At 58.7% G+C, this 21,145-nt stretch carries 15 protein-coding genes; 4 read left to right on the forward strand and 11 right to left on the reverse strand.

Translation table 11 applies throughout. From position 1 onward, the window contains the following. Nucleotides 1-46: 46 nt before the first annotated feature. From GCU42_RS05420 to GCU42_RS05435, 4 genes are all read right to left on the reverse strand, one after another. Nucleotides 47-682, reverse strand: coding sequence for a hypothetical protein (locus tag GCU42_RS05420; protein ID WP_152569456.1), 636 nt, complete (start codon nucleotides 680-682; stop codon nucleotides 47-49). Nucleotides 683-1,055: 373 nt separating this feature from the next. Next, entirely contained in the window at nucleotides 1,056-1,976 is a 921-nt protein-coding gene (locus tag GCU42_RS05425) for a DUF6615 family protein (RefSeq protein ID WP_114226591.1), read from the reverse strand. 816 nt (nucleotides 1,977-2,792) lie between these two features. Continuing rightward, nucleotides 2,793-8,363, reverse strand: a complete 5,571-nt coding sequence (locus tag GCU42_RS05430) for a DUF4011 domain-containing protein (protein ID WP_162789142.1) — start codon at nucleotides 8,361-8,363, stop codon at nucleotides 2,793-2,795. Nucleotides 8,364-9,385: 1,022 nt separating this feature from the next. Further along, nucleotides 9,386-10,024 carry a hypothetical protein gene (locus GCU42_RS05435; RefSeq protein ID WP_114226593.1) on the reverse strand — a complete coding sequence of 213 codons (639 nt, stop codon included), beginning with the start codon at nucleotides 10,022-10,024 and terminating at the stop codon, nucleotides 9,386-9,388. Nucleotides 10,025-10,207: 183 nt separating this feature from the next. Between GCU42_RS05435 and GCU42_RS05440 the strand changes: the two genes are divergently transcribed. Beyond that, a complete protein-coding gene (locus GCU42_RS05440) occupies nucleotides 10,208-10,414 on the forward strand; it encodes a hypothetical protein (protein WP_114226594.1) in 207 nt (68 codons plus the stop codon). Between the two features lies 1 nt (nucleotide 10,415). Here GCU42_RS05440 and GCU42_RS05445 read toward each other — a convergent pair whose 3' ends face one another. Further along, nucleotides 10,416-10,619 (reverse strand): helix-turn-helix domain-containing protein, encoded by a 204-nt coding sequence (locus tag GCU42_RS05445; protein WP_114226595.1) that lies wholly within the window; start codon nucleotides 10,617-10,619, stop codon nucleotides 10,416-10,418. Between the two features lie 102 nt (nucleotides 10,620-10,721). Between GCU42_RS05445 and GCU42_RS05450 the strand changes: the two genes are divergently transcribed. From GCU42_RS05450 to GCU42_RS05460, 3 genes are all read left to right on the forward strand, one after another. After that, on the forward strand, nucleotides 10,722-11,831 hold the full coding sequence (locus GCU42_RS05450; RefSeq protein WP_114226596.1) for a hypothetical protein: 1,110 nt from the start codon (nucleotides 10,722-10,724) through the stop codon (nucleotides 11,829-11,831). Nucleotides 11,832-12,064: 233 nt separating this feature from the next. Continuing rightward, nucleotides 12,065-13,102: a nuclease-related domain-containing protein gene (locus GCU42_RS05455; protein WP_114226597.1), complete on the forward strand. Its 1,038-nt coding sequence runs from the start codon at nucleotides 12,065-12,067 to the stop codon at nucleotides 13,100-13,102. Between the two features lie 397 nt (nucleotides 13,103-13,499). Continuing rightward, nucleotides 13,500-13,985: a Ros/MucR family transcriptional regulator gene (locus GCU42_RS05460; protein ID WP_114226598.1), complete on the forward strand. Its 486-nt coding sequence runs from the start codon at nucleotides 13,500-13,502 to the stop codon at nucleotides 13,983-13,985. A gap of 287 nt (nucleotides 13,986-14,272) precedes the next feature. Here GCU42_RS05460 and GCU42_RS05465 read toward each other — a convergent pair whose 3' ends face one another. From GCU42_RS05465 to GCU42_RS05490, 6 genes are all read right to left on the reverse strand, one after another. After that, on the reverse strand, nucleotides 14,273-14,671 hold the full coding sequence (locus GCU42_RS05465; protein ID WP_240309345.1) for an immunity 26/phosphotriesterase HocA family protein: 399 nt from the start codon (nucleotides 14,669-14,671) through the stop codon (nucleotides 14,273-14,275). Nucleotides 14,672-14,757: 86 nt separating this feature from the next. Further along, on the reverse strand, nucleotides 14,758-17,454 hold the full coding sequence (locus tag GCU42_RS05470; protein ID WP_162789144.1) for an RHS repeat-associated core domain-containing protein: 2,697 nt from the start codon (nucleotides 17,452-17,454) through the stop codon (nucleotides 14,758-14,760). Between the two features lie 11 nt (nucleotides 17,455-17,465). Next, complete coding sequence (locus GCU42_RS05475; protein ID WP_152569457.1) at nucleotides 17,466-19,457, reverse strand: hypothetical protein; 1,992 nt, start codon at nucleotides 19,455-19,457, stop codon at nucleotides 17,466-17,468. Between the two features lie 94 nt (nucleotides 19,458-19,551). Beyond that, nucleotides 19,552-19,881: a hypothetical protein gene (locus GCU42_RS05480; RefSeq protein ID WP_152569458.1), complete on the reverse strand. Its 330-nt coding sequence runs from the start codon at nucleotides 19,879-19,881 to the stop codon at nucleotides 19,552-19,554. Nucleotides 19,882-20,000: 119 nt separating this feature from the next. Beyond that, a complete protein-coding gene (locus tag GCU42_RS05485) occupies nucleotides 20,001-20,330 on the reverse strand; it encodes a hypothetical protein (protein ID WP_152569459.1) in 330 nt (109 codons plus the stop codon). A 365-nt stretch (nucleotides 20,331-20,695) separates the two neighbouring features. Continuing rightward, nucleotides 20,696-21,007: a hypothetical protein gene (locus tag GCU42_RS05490; protein ID WP_240309346.1), complete on the reverse strand. Its 312-nt coding sequence runs from the start codon at nucleotides 21,005-21,007 to the stop codon at nucleotides 20,696-20,698. Between the last annotated feature and the right edge of the window lie 138 nt (nucleotides 21,008-21,145).

Raw genomic sequence — 21,145 nt, forward strand, 5'->3', positions numbered from 1 at the left:
AGGCCAACCCGGCAGCTATTCGCTCGCGTCCGGCAAACGCCTGCGCTCAGGGCAGCGCATCATATCTCGCGGTTACCTCACGTGCATCATCCACTGCCAAGTAGTCGGTCATGGCATAGCGCCGGCCGATTCCGTTCAGTGAGGTACCGACAAACATGCCTCTCTCGCCATCCGCTATCCAAAAGCGGTCATGAAAGACGTCAGTAAGCTTAAGCTCAGGCGGCGCTCCGTTCTGCAGCGCTGAAACGGAGTTCATGAAAGCCGCATTCAGAGCCTGATCATGATCCTGCTTGGTTGCAATCCGCAGCTTGGCACCGGCCTTAAGTGCTGGCTCAATGAGTGAAATAAGGTCAGTGAGGTAACTCGCGTCAGCCGCTTTCGGAAAGAGGTACGGATCTACGATCAGCAGGGACTGCGTCGGGCCGCAACGGTTCAGCTGGTAACAGAGAGTGTCGAGAAGGTCGGCTCTGCTGGTACCATCCGGCAGAACGGCCTCGGTAAGCGCTTGACGGCGGAGGATCGCAGTCGGCCCCTGCTCACGCAGAAGTTCAGCGGCCTCCAACATGAGCGAAGCGTCAGTCGTCTGGTGTGCGGTGCGGCCTCTCTCGCGCGCCCACTCGTTTAGCTCAAGAGGATGCGGATGAACGAGGCCGGGTTCGAAGAAATACATGGTTTTACGCACTGATGGTCTTTCTTGCAGGACGGATCGAGCACGAGACTACTGATATGGACTTGATCATCCAAGCTGCTTGGAGGTCTGTTCGATAGCGAACCGGCTAGTGCCCTGCCGGCGGCTATCGCTGGCGAGGTGCCTTACCAAGGAGACCGCGCATGTTCGTCAGTCTACTTCGAGCACTGGCGATATGACGAAGGTCACCGTAGCACCCGCGAACGGACGATCGCAGGCCTTGGGCGGCTTGTCCTTGCTGTAGTTGTGATAGCGCATTCGGACAGCGGCGCCGGGAGCGAAGTTGGTGACTTCGAAGCCGTACGTCCAATAGAGACGCTTCCATTCCCGAAACCCGCCGTCCCGCTTTCCACCGACTACGGGCACGTTACTGGGGGTCACGGCCGTCGTTGTCGTTGATAACTGGGCCGTTATCGTCGGCAGTTCGGCCCGAGAGCAGTGTGATCCTTGGCCGCTGGAGCCGCTCGTTGATCCGCACTGACGGACCATCCGTGAAAAGTTGTTCCTCCTGCCTTCCACCTGTCAGTCGGGCCGGCTGGAGAAGCTTGCGGAGAACGGTGTCGACGTCCTCAGTTCGTAGCTCATGTTCACCAGCGATGTTCCATTGTCGGAGGAGCGATTCTGCGACCGCTTCAGGGGGCGGAACACTTGAACGATCCCAATTGCCAGCGGGGCAGAGAATCACATCCAAGCCGAAGAGATGCGGCCGCAGGTGGCTAAGCCGTTTATGATGCAGAATCTTCTTCGGCTTAGTAGCTGCAGCGCTGACCTTGGCATCCAGTTCGTCAGCGATGTCGAAGGCAAAGGCGAGATTCACGCCGCTCACCTTTGGGCCTGCTGTTGCGAAATGGGCGTGACCAGCGACGCTATGATGATTGTAGAGCATGTAGAGTGGAATCCACGGGTCTGGCGCGTTCACGAGAGTCTGATACTGATACTGGGTCGCCCTTTTGGGCTTGTGAAGCAGCTCAGAGAAGTTGCGATGTTCGATCTTCACGGGCTTGCCAGCCTGCCGCTCTGCCGAGAGGCGCTTCGCCTGGAGCCTCGCGTTTAAGCTCCAGCCAGACCGCAAATTGGCGAATACAAGGTCGACGTCTCCACCGGTCTCCGTTTCGGGCGGATATTCAATAAGGAGCTCGGGACCGGCGAAGGCCGTCAGCGCGGTGGTGAAGATGTCGGTCATCGTCGTTTCGCCGAAGCGGCCCCGCTGTAGAAGCCTCTCGCGGTCGAGGAACCGGCCGATAACTAGCGGCAACTTAGCTGCCAGATCGCAGAGGGTTACAGGCATTCACTCTTACTCCGAACAACTCGCTGGAGTGGGTAGCTCGCACTGTCTTCAACCCATGCTCCGGACGCAAGAACAACGCGGCCTTAAAGCTTGAAATAGGCGATCGTGACTAGCTGGCATTGCTGGGGATGTGTGCAGCTGATTAAGATACTTTCATGACCCCACGCAATGCCGCCGAATTGCTCGACTTGCTTCAGCTAGGTTGTGACAGCCTCACGATTTCCTAAGCGCCTTTGTCGTCGAAACTCGGGTCCAGGTAGCCTAACGAAGTCCGCTCAAGGGCGACGGGAGAAGTAAACTTAAGCGTGTAGAACCGGCCTAATGCCGATTTGCACTCCGCACCAACGAGTCTGCTTTTCGCCCTCTCTGCCCAAATGCGGACCGTCTGCTAACCACCACAGCTGGTCCTTGCTTGTGCGTGGAGGCAGGATATTGTTCGCTATGGCTAATCTTCGTTTCAGGTTGAGGGAAGTCGAGGACCGGCCTGTAATTCTGCTCGACTGCAACGCTGCGCTTCTCTTCAAAAGAGGGACCTGGACCGTTGCGAAAGTTGAGCTTGCCCGGAAGGCACTTCTCGATGGTTACGACCACTCGTGGTTAGAATTTCAAGAAGCCTTCCCGCTTGCTGCAAGCACACCAGTTCCAATTAAGGTCCTGCAGCAAGCTATAGAGGAATCATCTAAGCCGACTTAAGTTTACCTGCGTTGTCCTCTCCGCCGCTGCGATCCTGAAGGAAGGACTGATCCTCAAGCATCCGTCTGGCTGTCTGTGTGACCAATCGAAATCTGAACCAGGTGAGATCAAATGCGGCTCCGCTCATGTGCTTAGCCCGGCTCTAGCTAGCCGAGCGACACGGCGAACTGCCGCGTAGATATCATGTTCGATGAAGGTGGCTCCAGTGGCCTCGACGATACCGCGATATTCGGACTTGGGAATGCGCATTCCCCCACCATAGATTTGGGGCGCTCCCATCGCCCGCGCCAGCACCTCAACTTCGCCCCCAAAGATGCCATCCGGCCAGACTTCATAACGAGTGGCGGTCTCGACTTCGTACCAGTCGATTCCATCGAGTTCGCGCTTCCGCCCCGTCGGGACCTGGCGCGGGCCTTGCTCGACCTCGACGGGCTGAGTAGGAGCCGCGACGGGCGTTGAACTGACTTTTTGCGCGGCCGGCGCAGCGTCAGGCGGCACCGGGACCTCCGCAGGAGGCTCAACATCATTGGCCGCTGCAATCGCAAACTCTCCACTTGCCTGACGCGCCTGGAAGCTCGCGATGAATTCGTCGCGCCACCTCGTCACCTGCGCGATGAGTTTCGCGGCCTCGCGATCGGGGTCCGTGAACCAGTCCGTCGACCAAACGCGATAAATCTTCCAGCCAAGTCCCTCGAGGACCGATTGCCGGATCTTGTCACGATCCCGGACCGTGAAGCCAGAGTGGTAGCGAGCGCCATCGCACTCGATACCTGCGATAAAGCCAAGTGGGTAATCGGGATGTCGCACCCCAAGGTCGATACGGAACTTCTCGACGCCGACTTGGTGCGTGATTTCGAAACCTGCCGCGCGAAGCCTATCGGCGACGAAGACCTCGAAGTCGCTATCGGGCTCGCCACCATCCGCCAAGTCGAACCGCGCGCCGCCCTCGGCGTAGGTGAGGTAGGCTTGGGTTGCGATGGTTCCTGGTTTCGAGCCGTCGACGACCTTGATGTCGCCGGATCGGAGCGAGGTGTAGATTCGGGTCGAAAGCTTCGCACGGGTGACGAGTACGTTAAGGCGCCGGTGCCCCACATCGCTGGCTATGGGTCCGAAGCGCTGCATTACCCGCCCCGCCTTGTCCGGACCGTACACCGTGGAGATTAGGATGATGTCGCGCTCATCGCCTTGCACGTTCTCGAGGTTCTTGATGAAGAAGCTGTCGATCCCGCCCGAATAGGCGTTGATATAGTTGCGGACGGCTTCGTGCTCGCCAGACAGCCGGTCGAACTCAGCCTTGATCAATTCAGTTTGCTTGATGTTCATCGTGGCGATGCCCATCGAGCACTCGGGGTGGGCAATCATCAATCCGATGGCATCACGGATAATCGCTTCAGCCTCCGCTTGGTTGATGGAAGCCTCGTACGTCCCCCTCACGTAGACGTGCTTGACCCCGAGCAGCGGGTCATTCGTGCTCGGGCTGGGGAAAACCACCAGCCGGCGGTCGTAGAACTGCCTATTTGAGAACTGGATCAGGCTCTCGTGGCGCGATCGGTAGTGCCAGCTTAGCTGGCGACGCTTGCCGATGCGCGAGTTTGCTAAGTCTAGGATCGACTCCGTGTCGACTGTGATGCTTTCTTCGTCATCTGCATCATCGCGGTCGCCCAAACCGGCAAGGGTTGTCTGGAAGAAGTCAGTCGGCGGCAGCTGCTTGCTGTCGCCAACAACGACCAGCTGCTTGCCGCGGAGGATCGCACTCGTCGCATATTCCGGGCGCATCTGCGAAGCCTCGTCGATCACCACGAGATCAAAGGTCACGGTATCGGGCTGCACGTATTGCGCCACCGATGATGGCGACATCATCCAGACGGGCTTCAAGGCTTGGAGGGCCTGGCCTGCCCGCTTGGTGAGGTCGCGGATTGGAATGTGCCGCTTCTTCTTGTTCACCTCGTTATCGATAAGGGCGGCCTCGGTCCAAGTTCCCCTTGGTCCCGTGTCATTGCCCCATGGGGCGCGGTCTGCGAGCCTCTGGCTGACGATCCGCTGAGCCTCCATTGACTGCAGCTCTTTGTCGATCTCGCGGAAGCGAGTGCGGATCGCTTCGAGTGTCAGGCCTCCCAAGCGACTGAGCTCCTCGCCTTCAGCCTTGAGGTAGGCGCCTAGGACTGCACGGCAGACCAGCAGCTCGTAAAGGTCGCTAAGCCGACGGTGCGGAACTCCATGGCTTCTCGCCAGGCTGATGACGAAATCGCAACCCTGCGCCCTGGCCTCTGCCGTGTAGCGCTGGAAATCCGCTGCGAGCCGCAGGCCAGCTTCATCGGCCGAGAGCAGCCTAAGCGCGTCGCCCAAGTCGTTGATCGACGAAGAAGCGGCCGGGAACAGCACCGACAAATCGGTCTCGATGCTGGCCTCGAAGGCCGAGCGGGCTTCCTTCCAGCCACCCAGGCTGCTGACCAGTTCCCCGCCAAGGCCAATTAGCTTCACCCGTAGCTGGAGTGGCTCCTCGCTCCCGGCAAGCGTCGCAAGGACTTCGGGATCGAGGCTAGCCCGGTACCCGAGTGCTTCCCCGAGCTCGGGAGCGGCGGTGCGTGGATCAGATGCCCACGACAAGCACGATGGCAAGTGTTGGGCCCGGAAGTCACGATCAACCTCTCGAAAGGCTTCGATGACCTCAACGATCGTCCCTTCGCCACCGACCAAGGCAGCCGTTGCGACGAGTCCGCCCTCACCCATTAAGCCAGCAAGGTGCTCCAGTCGGGCACACCCCTGTTCAAGTTCCTCCAGCAAGGCCCCGAACGTTAGCCGCAGCTGCGGTTCTTCGAGGCTGCCGATGGCTTCCAATACAGCGGCAGCCTTCCTCGCTGGCGCGCGCAGTTCGATTGAAGGGCACTCGACGAGGCGCCAGAGGGCCCGTTCAAGATCGAGCGATGCCAGCCTGCCATATCCGCCTTCGAGGAGGCTTCTCGCCGCAAAAAGGCTAGCCCAATCAGAGTCGCTTCCGGCCCACAGGGAGGGCGGAAAGTACGCCTTGGCGGAAGAGGCGTCCTTAAACGCCTGTTCGTCGGCGAGGAGCTTGCTGGCGCTGCGAAGCCGATCGACAAGCTCTTGTCGCTCGGTCGTACCCGGCACCAACCTTTCTGCCGCGCCCCTCTGCTTCTTATACTCCGCCCCAAACAGGCGGCCAATGAAGCCAGTGTTCGACAAGGTTTCGGCCACCTCGTCCAGGTCGCGCGGCGCCTCGCCAAAGATCTCGGAAGCAGCCACTTGTGCGATAGCCGCGCGCCTCTCGGCGAGTTGCGAAGCGGCCACTTGGGCGGACTGCGCAACGCCGTTGAAGGCATTCTCAAGGACAGCCGGTTGGCACATGGCCCTTACTGCTTCTGGCGCCTCGTTGAGCTCGACGAGGGTGCTGGCAAACTCCCGAAGCTGAAGCGTCGTGAGGCTTCCGCCATCTAGCCCAAAGCGCCCGGCAAGCACGGCCGCGTCGGCTGACAAGGCCTTGAGGGCCTCAATGCGCGCACGTTCGGCGGCAGCTTTGTCGACCGCTTGGGCAACGCTCAATCCTACCGGATTGGCTTCCGAAATCGCGGTCTTGAGGCGCTGAAGATAATCATCGTCCAAGCCGAGGGGATCGCTGCAGGCTGCCCGCGCAGCCTCTTCGGTAGCGGTCCAAGCCTGCCGCACTCCGGCGAGGGTTTCTGCCGCCTTAGGTGCTTGCAGGACCCCGCGCAGGGCCACCGTGGACAACCCACCTGGCAAAGGAACCGCTGCCATGACGCTGGCTTGGCGGCCCAGTTCGTCCAGCTTGAGCGAGATTGGGTAACCGGTTTCCTCCCAGCCGGTCGACACTGTCGCAACCAGCTCCTCCGCGATGTGGAGGCACTTTCGTGCAGCTGCCAGAATGGAGGCTGTTTCAAACGTCTCGATATTCTTGGCGTTAGACCAAGGGTTTTGTTCGACGGAGCCGAATACAATGACATGCTCGTCGATCTTTTGGGCTATTCGATCCAGCACCTCGCGACGCTGTTGGAGTGACAGGGCGTCGATTGATCCCGCACTACCCAGGCCTGGATGCCGGTCACCCACGGCCACTGCATCGTCCGGCAATCCCTGCCGCAGGTTTAGGAAGCGCCAGATGAGCTGGTGTGCAGTGCGTCCGAGCTTGCCAAGGGGCTGCCCGAGCAGGCTGAGATAGGTGCGAAGCTGGTCACGCTGGGACACCAAGGTTCTCTGGAGCTCGGAAATGTCCCGGTCCCTGCCGCTGGCACGAGCATCAAGGCGCTCCCGCAAGCTTTCAATCAGGCTTGCCTTGGTCACCCGGTCAGAGTGGAGCTCCAGGAGAAGCGGCCCCAGGCCCAGCGCCCGTAGTCGCTCAGCCACGACTCCCAACGCAGCCTGCTTTTCTGCTACGAACAGGACCTTCTTGCCCGCATCGAGTGCGCCAGCGATCATGTTCGTAATCGTCTGCGACTTACCAGTACCAGGAGGCCCTTCGATGGCGAGCGGGAGGCCGGCAGCAACATCGATGAGCGCGCTATGCTGCGACACGTCTGCGTCCGTGACCAGCGGCGGCACGGCTTCCGGGAATGTGGAGTCATCGATCGGGTAGTCTTCGCCGAAGGCCGGTGCGCCGCCAGTACTCTCCGCCCCGAGAAGACGGACTAGTAGGTCATGCCGGGCGAAGGCTCCCTCTGGCCATACTTCAGGATCCAAGTCTTGCCACAGCACCATTCGGGGGAACGGCAGCACTGCGAGGGTCACGAAGCGGCGAAGCCGGAACCGCTTCGTTTGCTCGAGCACCCCAGCAAGGCGGATGAAATAGGACTCTGTAGTCTCGTCCTCCCGCAGTCCGGGCGCTTCAAGCCCGAAACGCTGCCGGAGCAGCTCGCGCATGGCCACGTTGACCTGCAGGTCCTCGTCCTCTCCGCTGATGCTGAAGACGTACCGACCACGGACAAGCGAACGCTCGAGATGGACTGGAAGCAGCAACGCAGGAGCGTGAAGCGCTAGCTGGCTATCGTCATCCTCAAACCACTCAACGAAGCCAAAAACGAGGAACAGCGTGTGCAACCCTGTTTCGCGTTCATGACTCCGGTACCGATCGTGGATGGTGCCCAGCCGGCGCTCAAGCTGCTTTTCAGTCAGGAGGACCCTGATGAGATTGTCACGATGATGCTCGGCATCTTCGTCATCGTCGCTGTCGCGTAGCTCATATGAGGGATCGAAGTGGTGCGCGCGGGCCAGGGAAGCGATGTCTATCGTCTTACCGAAGCTGAGCTGGGGCAGGCCAAGCTGTTGGCGAATTCGCGCGCGTAGCGCCCGTTCGGCTGCTTGAAGCGCAACGGTGTCGCCTTCTTCTTCGCCAAGGCCCTCGATTGCGCCGAGGAACTCGGCATCGGTCAATCGCGCCCTCTCGAACGCGATCCTGAAGTCATCTGTTTGCTCGTCTTTCGGGACGACCTCTTCATCGGGCAGAGCCTCGAACCTCATCTGCCCTTCCGAGAGCGCCTCGAACAGGAGGTCGGGACGCTCATCGATGATCCTGAGGTAGGTCGCTCCCCGTTCGGAGTGCTTGAAGGAGACCAACGGATTGCGCTTGCCAAGATCGATGAGCTTCGACCTGAGGCCTGCGATGGCTTCAAGTGTCCAGATACGCCTCTGGCGCAACTCGGGCGTTTCTACCTGCCCTTCCTCCACCGGCCGCCCCGCCTGCCTTTCTATGTCTCGAATGTAGCCCCTCGCCTTTGCGGCCGCTTGCCTCGCACTTGGTGTGCTGCGGTGGCCAAGCTCACGTATAATCAGTTGCAGCTCAGCCAGATTACTCCGGTTCCGTTCAACTGCTTCGCTTAGTTCTTTGGCTGTGGTGTTGAGAAGTGGACGCGACACGCAGCTTACCTGCCAGAATGAAGTCTGTGGCGAGCTTGCCTACGGGCGAAGGCTTTTGGCAAGGAGAAGCGTAATCGGGATCCGCAAAGTCAAAGTCACCGGCACTCGATCTGATGCACCGGAGTACGAGATAAACCCCCCGAGCCGTCCCGCGCCAAGATCGCCTGAACGAGAGGCTGCTATTTGCCCTTGCTCACCCGAAAGCCGCCGGTCCGCTTTCCACCACAAACGGACATCGGTCCCGCTGAGTGATACGCGGGGCGGTCGGCAGGGCGCCAAGTGCCCGCTGGTTGGGTTTCGCACTGAAGGTTTGCCACCCCTGCCATGGGCTAGGATGAGCTAGCTGAGCCGAGTTTTCGGGTGCTTTACACCAGATCGAATAACGGGCTGGGAAATACTCCAGCGCCCTGCCTTTGAGCGCTGCAGGGGCAAGCCGCAGTCGTCGCACAAGGCCGCGTACCTATCGTCGCGCGGCACGATTGAGTTCAACATGGGGCGGTGCGCGTTGAAGAGGCAGCGAACGCTCATGCGCATGGGATAGCTCACTCTGCTGACCCTTAAACGCCCCAATTTAAAGACAAAGGTGCTTTGTCTTGCGGTGTTGCAAGTCCGTTGCGATGGAAGTCGTCACCTAAGGTTCGCTTTCGAGATTTTGAGCCCGCTTTTCCGGGGATTCCAACGCTTTCCCTTTGATGCCAGCTGGCCCTGAAATTGGCGACCCGATGCTCCTTCAATCGTACACTAAGACATCCGCACCCGCCGAGCTGTGTCACGGAATGCAAGAGACAGCTGGCAAACCACGACCCCATCAGCAGAAGAGCGCCGGCGAGCGCCTATCGTTTGAGATGACGGCTTTGGTAAGCCTCGACCGCCTGCAGGAGGCCAGCGACCTCTGCAGGCATAAGACGGTCCTCCCAATCGAGTCCTGACGACTTCAGCCTGAAGCGCCAGGGAGTGGACTCGCTCGGTTTATAGCTGGCCGCGATTTCGCGCAGGATGGGCTCCGGAACGACGAAGCCGACATCTTCTTCATAAGAGCAGAGCGTGGCGAAGCAGGCGTCGACCTTGAATGAGATCGGCTGCACCGGGACCGTCATCGGCCCCGCGGCCGTCGCGATGTTCGCCGAGGTGAAGTGCCGCGCCACATAATTATACCGCACGTTCTCGTAGACTTGATAGGTTACCGCGCCGGTCGATTTGTTCACGAGAGCGCGGAGGAAGGCATCCGATCTTACCCGGTCAGTGAAGGCTCCGTTGCTAAAATAAGCTTTGGATGTGTCGAGGACGGCAGTCGGCTCAAGGTCGTCGTCTTTGACCTGCACCACGGCCGCGACACCGGCGGGCGTTAGCTCCTGCAGTTTTGCCATCTGCTTAGCGGACGGCTCGATACGGTCTTCTCGGCTCTGCGCCGCGGCCGCTTGGGTCCAGCAGCACACCGTAGCGAGCAAGATTTGGGCACGAAGGCGAAGCATGCGGGTTAGCTCCTGTAGACGATGAGAGACGTCCGACACACGCTTGGCCGGCCGCTACAGTCAAGCTGATTGTCTCTGATCGTCTACGTCTCAAGTTTGGGTTCGCTTGTAGCGAGGGCTTTCCGCAGAAGGCCTTGAAAGCTGTGGCTCGACTTCGCGCGCCTTTGTGCGCTTGGTGCGGGTATGGACGCAGCGCGACGCGACTTGCTCAATCAGCTTGGCAGTGAGCTGGCAGCGATCTTCGAGGAAGCGAGCGTCAATGCCGCGCTATTGCCCAGTGTGACCGACGCGCAGTGTCCGTCGGTTGTCACCGACATGCAAGCGGCACTCAATGCTGCCGGGAAACTCGTAGCAGCCATGCAGGCGCTGCTGTCGGCCGAGCGTAAGTGACCTAACTTAGTAGCTCGGACACAGTCACGCCGAGAGCAGAAGCAAGCGTCTCGACAACCTTGATGGTCGGATTGCGAGCAGCACGCTCGAGATCGCTGACATAGGTCCGGTGAATGCCGGCCTCATCCGCGAACGCCTCTTGGCTGAGCTCGCGCTGCTGGCGCAAACGCCGCAGATTGGCGGCAAGGCGATGCTGGACATCCACCCGCTCCTTGAAGCGCGGCTGTCGACGAAGGTTCTACAGACGATGAGTGACATTGTTCATTGCCGGCGATAGCTATTCTGCTTTTTCCGAAGGCAGGTGCGCGTGCAGTTGTTGATCGAGCAAATTAGGGGCCGTCTGCAACGCAGCGCCTACGTCAACGAAGCCGCCATCAGCCATGGCGTAGTCATGCCAATCATCAACGCTCTTGGCTGGGACACCGCGGATCCGCAGCAGGTCGTTCCTGAATTCCCGATCTCGGGCGGACGAGTCGACTTTGCCCTGTTCGGATTGGGCCACAAGCCTGCCGTTTTTATCGAGGTTAAGCAGGTCGGGCGCGCTGTCGCCGGTGATCGGCAGCTGTTCGAGTACTGCTTCCACCAGGGCGTGCCCTTGTGCGTGCTGACGGATGGCCGTGAGTGGAGCTTCTATCTGCCGGGTGGGCTCGGGAGCTATGAGGACCGCCGGGTCTATCGCTTGCAGATCGACGATCGAGAACCCGCGAAATGCGAGCAGATGCTGAGACGCTATCTATCGCGTGACCGGGTCAGGGATCAGAGTGCGTTCGAGGATGCGCAGCGCGATCACCGCGATGCAGCTCGCAGGCGAGAAGCCTCAAGTGTCCTACCTCGTGCGTGGCGCGAGCTCACGGCTGACTCTCACGACCAGCTGCTTGAGGCGCTGACCGACAAGGCTGAAGCGCTCTGCGGCTATAAGCCTGCTCAGGACGAGGTCGTCCGCTTCTTGCGTGCTTTGCGGCCGACTACCCAGGCGGTGGAGGAGTCATTGCCCTCCCCTTCCCTGCTCAACAGCGATCGTGCGCCACCGCAAGAACCGACCTCACTCCCAGACAGGGGCGCGAAGGGCTCCGACCGATCGGTCAACTACACGCTGAAAGGCCAAAATTGCATCGCGCCCAATGCAAGCGTCGCATTAGTCGAGATCCTGCGCGCTATCGTCATCGGTCATGAAGACAAGCTTCCCGAGATCGCAGCGGCGGTCAGTGGCACAAAGATCAACCACATCGGACAGTCGCCTGAGGAGATAAACCCAGCGAAGCCTCACCTCGCTCGTGCCGTAGAGATCGCTCCAGGATGGTCCGTTGGTCTCAATATCGCTAACCGAACGAAGATGGGGATCATTCGGGTCGCATGCGCGATCTGCGGCTGGCGAATGCCAGAAGACCTTTCGGTTGAGCTCCCGAACGCCGATTAGACGCTGCACTGAATGATCTGCGTTTATCGAGAAACGGCTGAAGCGATCCTGTATCCCGCGCCCATCGCCGCCTGACCGGTGAACATCTCCTCCGTCGATCCGCGCAGAACAGCATTGCTTAATTCGGCACGGCGCCTCCACCCTTGCGATCATCTTAGCATCCTGGTCACACTGGGGATCGCATAAGGGCGGCAACCTCGTGGAAAGTCGCGCTGGCGTTCAGGGCTTTATTGATGATCTTGAAGACTGCTGATGATCGCGAAGACGATGTAATCGAACTTGAGCGGTTGCGGTTGCTTGCGCCGTCTTCAAGCCAAACCGCGATCGACAAACAGATCGCAAACATTCGGTCCGGAGCCGCTGGAGAACGCAGTGCTGCACACTTCATCGACCTTGAGTTTGGCAAAAGCGAGCGGGTCGCAATTTTTCACGATCTGCGGATCGGCACTGATGGCGATTACGCCCAAATCGACCACCTTCTGATCCATCGACTGCAGGCCACCGCGTGGGTGCTTGAGACCAAGAACTACAACGGGCGCCTGAGTTGTGACGAGCACGGAGACTGGACTCTGTGGCGGGGCGGAAAACCAATCTCTGTCCCCTCCCCCATCAACCAAGCACGCCGGCAATGCCAAGCCTTGCAGTTGTGGCTCGACGCTCATGGCTACACGTGGCTCCGGAACGTGCATCCTGTCGTCCTCATCTCCCCAAAGTCGAGCGTCGATCGGCGAAAACTCTCTCCCGACGAGCACGTCGTGAAGGCAGATAACTTTGCGACATGGTGGAAAGAGCAAGCCGGCGAGATTGGCCTTGGCACCGCATTGCAAATGTTGGGGCGGCATGCAGTGAGTGGCCTGAGCCCGACGGAATTCGAAGCGTTCGGTCGGACTCTTGTCGGCGCGCACGAGCCCATCAAGTTCGATTGGGCAGCGCGGATTGGTATTAGCAAGGCGGTTGCCGAGGTAGTCCCCGTTCCAGAGAAGCCGCAGGCTGATTCAGAGACCTATCCTAGTCAGGCAGCAACCCCGAATACTGTGCGAACGCCATTCGGCGAGATCAAAATTTCTCGTGTCTCGGCAGCGCAAGTCGCCTTGCGCAACGACAGTGATCCGCGACTGATCGCCGTGGTACGAAACGCCTGCAAAGGCAAAGGCCGATGGGTGCCGCGCTATCGAAACTGGCTGATCGCTGACGATGACCTCGGCCAGGTTTTAGACTCTATCCGGCAGACAGCGGTTGACGCAAAATGCGCGGAGCCTCCTACTGAATAAGCTTCATGAGCCCACTAAGTGGACATTCCCGTAAGGTGCAACGACGAGGCGTTCTCAGCCGAAGACTGGTCAGAATAGTTGCGGTTTTGCCTTAGCACCGCTGGGCCTGGTCGTTGTGCTTGGAAAGTGCGGCTAACACTCTGAGAAACAGAACCTGCCTGAAACGACAGTTTATTCGGGCACGCAGTTTGTCTCCGCATCCGAACTTGCAAACTGCCGGGTTGACCCTCAAGCCGAAAGCGTCGTCCAACAAAACTTGGATCGAGGCTTGACCGTAGAATTCGTCCGCGCGTTAGCGCGGATGGGGCGGTACGCAGACCGAAAATCTAACTTGGCTCACATTGATATCAACGTCTGATTGATTAATAGGCCCCCATAATTGCTCGGAGAAAAGACGATGGCTGATGACCAATCCAATGATGGATCGATTGAACTTGCTACGGAACTTACGATCGCCTGGCTCTCGAATCCAAACACTCGCGCGCAGGCCAATGAAATTCCCGAGTTTCTGCGCACAATGCATCAGGCTGTAACTGATCTCGCTAGTCCGGCAGCTGCCGGCGACGAGAGCGTCACTGAGTCTTCTCATCAACCTGCCGTGACAGTGCGCAAATCTATCGCATCACCTGAGCACATCGTCTCGCTGATCGACGGGAAAGCGTACAAGTCGCTGAAAAGGCACTTGTCGCGCCATGGTTTGACCCCTGCTGAATATCGTCAGCGTTATGGTCTCAAGGCTGACTATCCGATGGTTGCGCCTGCTTATGCCGAGAAGCGGAGGGCTCTGGCGAAATCAATTGGTCTGGGACGTAAGCCGAAGGCAGCAACCGGAGGCCAACCTCCGAAGGCAACGCGTGCGAGGCGGCAGAAAGCCTCAAGCTGAGCTTGTCTAAAATGCGGCCTGGCGAGTGGAGGTCACCGCTCGTCGGGCCACTCGCTGAGTGCTGCTGATCTAATCGTTCAGCTGCCGCCTCGCGTGCTTGCCCTAAAAGTCTTGTGCTGCCCTGGCGCAGGATCATTAGGCTTCGGGAATAATCGACCCCTGCTAACCATCTAAAGGAAATGGTTTTGTGTGCGGGCGACGACCCATTCAGAGCACCAAATCGGACGCTCACGCCTACCATTGTGGTCAGAGGCTCCTTAAACAGACTCGTGACCTTGCATTGCAGTTCAGGTGATCTTCAGCTGTTCAACCCACTTGTTCGGCAAACCCCTGAAGTGGTCCCTTAATCGGTCTTCAACGTGCTCGGGCTCCCACACTGCTGCGGTCTCTAGACCGATGCACTCTCCCGGACTGGCGTATCTCTCATACAAGGGCGCAAGCTCTGGAATTTCATGGTAGATTGAAAGTATACCCGATAGCTCATCTTGCTTACAGAATTTTGGAGAAAATCTGAGCTCTTCAGGAATATCTGCGCTGCCCACAACAGGCCATCGCCTGGATGTCACGGCATGGTTCATCACCATGAGTGTAAAAGCTACCGGTAATCCGCCTACTTCAAAATGTTCGGGTTGATCTCTTAAGAAAAGTCGGTCGAAGAAAGCTATGAGAGGCTCCTTCAGAACCATCGCAAGAGCGTATGCACCGTCTCCAAGTCCCACTTTCAAAACCTGACCTGACTTGCGGCGCTGCTTCTTGGAGATGTTTCGGTGCCCTAACATCCACCAAATTCTTTTTCAGCAGCGGCACGGCACGCCGGGCCGTTTGGGTTACGATCGGAGATACCGTTGATGCGGTTTCCAGATGTTCCACCTTGTGATTGAGCTCCGCCATTTTTTTCAATCATCTGTTGTTCGCGTCCTCTGATTGCCCTTGGATTAGTCGATGACCTATCGAGCCTCGCCGGTCCAAATCCTCGCGCACTCATATGATGACCTGCATCTCGCCTAGCAATGTTCTGAGCGGGAGTTCCAATGCCGCTTGTCCGCCCTGTGTAGATTTGACCGGTACGCTCATTGGCCTTCGTATAAGTCTGATAAGTTCTCTGTTCCACCCGGGCAAGCACACCCTCCCCTTTAGCAGCACTCATAATTTCGGCTGCCCCGCGTTCCTCACCTGCGATAGGAATGAATAAGGTGGCGATGGTGGCGACAACGCCAGCATTTGGAGCATTTGGATTTACGTAAAGGCCGGATGTGGTGAACCCTATGACCACCTTCTCGTTGTAGTCAGGGCATGAGCCGAGGCAAAATCCATCTTCACCACTGGGGTCCGTCTTATCTACCGGATCGTTTCTGACGTAGGCGTAGAGATTGAACTGGTCTTCATAACCGATGGGATCGGTTTGAAGAAATCGCCCGAGGGTCGGTGAGTAGATTCGCGCTTTATAATAGTACATGCCAAGCTCGGACAGCCAGGCTTGGCCCGTGTATTGGAAGCGACCGGTATTACCCGCACCGGGAATCCCGTATTCGTCGTAGCTGTTGACGCCGGCCTGAGTGCCCGAGCAGTCCGCCTTAGCGATAATCGAGCCCTGCCAGTTGGCGTGGAGGAAGCGGGTACCGGTGCAGTTGAGCTGCCCGCCGGCGTCGTCGACCAGCACCTCGTCGGTGTTGGGACCGAAGATGTAGCGTCGCGTGATGGCGTTAAAGCCGTTGTACTCGACCGCAAGACGATCGCCGTCGTAGACGAAACGAGTGACCGTACCGCCCTTACTGATCTGGAACAGCCGACCGAGCGGATCGTACGTCAGCGCCGTCCCGTTGCTGGAAGAGACAAGCCGGTTCTCAGCATCATAGACGAAAGTGGTGGTGACCGGTGTGCCGTTGGCATTGTTGACGGTCTGCGTCGCCAGGTTGCCATTAGAATCGTAAGTAAACGTCGCACCGCCTGCGGCCGTATACTGATTTAGGCCATTGGTGGTGTACGGTCGATTGACCGCCGCGGCGCCAGTCCAGGCATAAGCATCGTTGTCGCGCGCTTCGCTCGCGATCCCGTTCGCCGAATTGTAGGTGAAGGCTTCGGCGACATTGCCATAGTTGGCGGCAAAGACTTGCTGCAGCAACGACAGGCGTGAGACACCGTCGTAGTTGAAGGTTGTCGTGTCATAGTTGGAGGGCGTCGGGCTTACAGTGCGTGTCATCGTGCTACGCTGGCCCGCTGCGTCGTACGTAATAGTCAAGTAGGGCTGAGTGCCTGAAGGCGTGGTCCAGCTGGCGGACTTGGGCCGGTCTAGGCCATCGTAGGCCGTCGTGAAATAGTCGCCGTCCGGATGCTGCAGGATGTCACGGTTACCATCCGGATCGTAGTGCGAGCCCATCGTAACCGAGAGCCCGGCCATATTGACCGACGAAAAGGTCGCGCGACCAAAGCCGTCGTACGTGGTGGAGATGCCCTCGCTGGAGGCAAACCGGGCGTAGGTCTGCAATCCCCGCAAATCGTAGCCGTACGAAACTGTGTACCCCGTGGCGCCCGTAGCCGACGTCGGCACGGTCTTGGTGGTCACATGGTTCAGCGCATCAAAGGCATATGTGAGCGTTGTCCCATCACGCTTGCGCAGGCTCGTGCGGTTGCCGGTGGCGTCGTAGCCGTACTGCTCGTAGTCGGCCGTGTTGACCGCTGCAGCCGTGGACAGCGCCGTCGCCTGGCTCGAGAAATCAAAACCTGAAGGTGGCGCCGCTGCCGACGGGAACTGCCACTGGCTCAGCCGGTCAAAGCCATCGTAGACATAATGCGCCTTGTTGCCGACCGCATCGATGACATACTCCCGCTTGCCGTTGGGAGTGTAGCTGAGCGTTGCCTCTGCCCGCTCCTTGTCAGTGCCAACCCCGTTGCGGATCTGCACGACCTGACCAGCCGCATCGTAGATGTTGCGGCTGATGCGATCGGGAGTGGGATTGTTCGGCGAGTTGGTCGTACTTGGCGTGCACGCGCTGGCCGGTAGCGAGCCGAACACGGCTGGCGTCATACGCACTGCCGTGCAGTCCAGCCTTCCGGCATTGTCGTAGCTGTATTGCGTTACTGTCTTGAGGCCGGGATTGGCGCCGGCTACCGCGATCGTCCGCTCCTGGACCTTGCGGCTCTCGCTATCGTAATCGGTCTCTAGCCGTTGCTGGATTGTAAAGCCGGACCAAGCCGACGGCGCCACCGCCTCGCTTTGCCAGGCCGCCAACTCACCCTTCTCGACAACGATAAGCTCGCCCGCAGCGTTGTAAGTGTTGCGCACCGCCGCATAATGAAGCGGACCTGTGTCATCGGGATCGGCCGAAATGGTCCCCACTAATTGGTGGTCCGCATCGTAGCGGAAGCCGGTCGTGAATGCCGAGGGCACGCTCTGCGCCAGCGCTGGCGACCCTACTCCAGCAAGCGCGGCAATAGCGAGGACGAGCAGAGGATAGCGACGCTTCATCATCGGTCTCCTCATTATGGACAAGCCGTCAAACCGGCACGCGGCGACGACTCCGATATCTTGTTACCTTGCGCATCATAGCCAAAACAGGTGCGAAGGGTCGTGACAGTATTGCTGTCCGTGCTCGTTATCGTCTTGCCGCGCAGAAGGAGATTGTTGGGGCCTGCATCCGGACCGTAGTCATACGTCGTGATGACCTCATCAGCAGCTCCACCTGAGCAAGCCGGACTGCCGCCCGTCGCCCCCGATGTTCGGCACGAACTTTCAGAAGCTAACACCCAGATTGGTGAGGTAGCCCTAACATACCCGCCGCTGCCGTTGCTGACCCAAGCATAGCGTTGCGCATACGCATAGCGAGTTTGAGGCCGTATGCCGCCAACCGCTGGACGAGTTTCTGTCAGTACACCGCCGTGCACAGGATCATAAGTCCAGTCCGTTTCATTCTGATTGGCATCCGTCTGGGATGTAGGCTTAGTGCAGTATTTGATCGTATTGGGCCCACAATTGTATGTGGCGGTATTCACGATCTCACCGCCGCTCAACCCGACCTGCCTCGTTTTTAGAAGCAGGCGCGCCTGTATATCCCAAGTGTAATAGGTCGTGATGCCCCGCGGATCGGTTGACGAGACCGGAGTTGGCATAACATAGCAGCGATCTTGCATCGTGGCTGGTAGATTTGCTTCAGCTTGCGGGTCGCAATAGTCAACTGTCGTTTGGCGTAGCAAGCTATCGCTGATCGTCACCGGCCCTGGCGTAATCTGATAGAGACTATTGTCAGGGTCTGAGGGTGGGATCGAATAAGGCGCACATGGGTTGCTTATGCATGGGTCTCCGACGTCGCCACTATAGGGCCGTCGCGGAAAATCATACGCCGCACCAATGCCCGTCCCATTTCCATCAGAGTAGGTACCGCCCGCAAGGGTCTTGGCATGACCGCTTATCTGCGGTGCATACTGGTAGTTGTAAGTGTAAGACTCGCCGCTTGCGAACGATTGTGAATCGATGATTGCTTGAGATAGGCCGTCGTCATTGACTTGCCAGTCGATCTGGTTCGTCAGCCATGGCGAGTTACTCCCGGGCTTGATGAAGCCCATGGAGGTGGCGGTGTTCACGAAGCGCCAAAGTCCGCCTCGAGCATCAGTCACACTTAGGAGCGATTGTTTCCCATTGACGACCTCATATGTGTAACTGCTCGTTTGGACGCCTGCGGGACACGTTGCACTTGTCGGCATGGTCGTCGCGGCAAGGTTAAGCACGCATGCCTTGCTCACATACTGACCAGCATACTCAAGGATTAGCGCGTATCCGCGACTGCTACGCACACTTCTCAAACGGGTCGTGTTTTGGCCACCGGTGGCGTCGTAAGCGAAATCCAACGTCGTACCATCCGGCTTCACGACTTGCGACACGTAGGCGCATCTCAAGACCGATGAGCAGTCACCGCTTCCCATGCTACGGAACACCGCTGTCGTGCCGTCAGCAGCCTGAAATGTGTACACTGTGCTCCCACTAGCCTTGTCACCACCGGGCGCCGAATAGGTAAGGATGGCGTAACCCGAGCGGGAAGCCTGAGAGTAGCCGTAGCCAGCTTGCTGTTGCGAAGAGAACGTCTGTGACAAGCCGCCAAAGTTCACTTCGATTTGAAAGTCATTGCCGTGACCATTGATAAGATCGCCCGTGAATAGGTTGATCCTCTTCTCGGAGACCATAATGTCGAACGAATGCGAAAATGAGCCAAATGGATTGTTATGGCCCACGAGCTGCTGAGAGATACTGCGCGTGAGGACGATCCCGTTCGCATCCCCGATCGCAACATCCTTGTGCTCATAGTTGTAGCGGCCTGACCGCAAATCGACACCACCAGGGCTGATAAGCATCTTCTCAGGCGGCGGCGCAAGAATACTATCGCCATAGGCCGGCCCACCCAAAACAACGAGCGAGAGCGCAGCGCCTAGGATCGAAACTGAGCGCCGAAGTTGCCTATCGATTTGAGGTAAGAGCGCCAATGCAAAACCCTCAAGAGGATTGAAGTCAGACGGTAAGGAATTTCTACGAAAAGCGTCGCAGATTTCCGATTAGCTCGGGTTGTACGCGTTAAAATCAGTTCGAGATCATCACGTAATCGACGCCTTCGGAGTCACCCCAGGTGCTGCAGTTACCGGTACCGTTGATGAAGACCTGCTTGCCTGCGGCCTGAGCCGAGAGAATTATCGAGATCATCGCCTTGCCCCAGTCAGTGTTGGACGGAATGGCAAAGCGAGTTGCTTGGGTTGCGCATGCGGGTGCACCCGAGCGATTGTTTGGAAGGTCGAACAGCATCGGACCACCTTGGGTCACTAGCACGTTGATGGGAGGACCGGAGCCTGCGGTGCCAGCGAGAGCGGGGGAGGACACGGTCAGGGCGTAGAGCGCGAGCAGTGCTTTCTTCATGGGTCAGCCTCGGTTGGTTGGGACAGCGCACAGCGCGTTGATGGTGGCGTTCATGCCGGGCGGCCGGGCAGATGCAGCGAGTTGCCGGGCGCGAATTTGGGCTCGAGTAAACACATAAGTCAGTTCTCGACCTGCACGTAGTCCACGGTCTCTGAGTCACTCCAAACGTTGCAATTGCCTGCCCCGTTTACATACACCTGCTTACCGCGTGCTTGAGCGGTCAGAACGGACGAAATCATCGATTTGCCGGCGTCCGTGTTGGACGGGATCGCAAAACGGGTTGCTTGAGTTGCGCATGCGGGCGCCCCGGAGCGATTGTTCGGTAGATTGAAAAGCATCATCCCCCATTCAGCCACCAGAACATTGATTGGTGGACCATATCCCGCGGTACCGGCGAGTGCGGGTGTCGAAATGATCAACGCGCAGAATGCCAACAGTGCTTTCTTCATGGTCAGCCTCAGTTGGTTGGAACTGCGCACAGCGCGTTGATGCTGGCGATCATATCGGGCCGCCTGGCGGTAGCGGCGAGTTGTCGTGCGCTCGCGCAGGTGGCGTCAGTGCGGCCGCTACGCAGCGGCGCATACACCTGCGCTTCAAGCGCTTGTTCCGCGCTCCTTCGCGCCTGCGCCTCGGCCTGGGTCTCGGGAGTGACCGGCGGGGGCGTGCAAACCCCTCCGCCAGCGCACAATGGGTGTAGCGGCACGCTCGATGTACTTTGCATCAGTGCGGCCAGGAAAATGTAGCCGATCAACTTGCCCCCCCTGTTTCTAAGATGCGCTCCGCTCGCCCATCGTCAGCGCGCACGAGCGCATGATTATTTGGCCCTCACCGTCGCAAAGCCGTTGAGCGGGACGACGATGTAGATTGTAGTTGAAGAGACGCCTGCACCGGTTGCTCCGCCAATCGGCAGGTTGTTACCGGTTACCTGCACCGACGTCCGGTTGTCCGCTTTGTCGTAGTTGTAGACCGCGTTGACGCCGTCATTCCGTCCGCCGGTGTGAACAACCGTCACCAGCCGGCCAAGCGCGTCGTAGGTGTAGGTGATGGTTTCAGCCGATGCCGGTGCCGCAAGCAGGCCAATCGCTACTGCCGCGATGAGAGCAGATCGCAAGGACCACTCCGGCACCAAACCACCTGATCGCATCTTGCCCCCGTTCCGCCATCGCAGCGCAGAAAGCGCGCGACTCAGGCGGTTCAGCGCAAACTATGCCCCATTCAAACCCGCTGTGAAGCTACAAACTGCGTTAAGAACCATTACTTCTGA

The sequence above is a fragment of the Sphingomonas ginsengisoli An et al. 2013 genome (genome assembly GCF_009363895.1).
In the GTDB taxonomy this organism is placed as follows: Bacteria; Pseudomonadota; Alphaproteobacteria; order Sphingomonadales; family Sphingomonadaceae; genus Sphingomicrobium; species Sphingomicrobium ginsengisoli.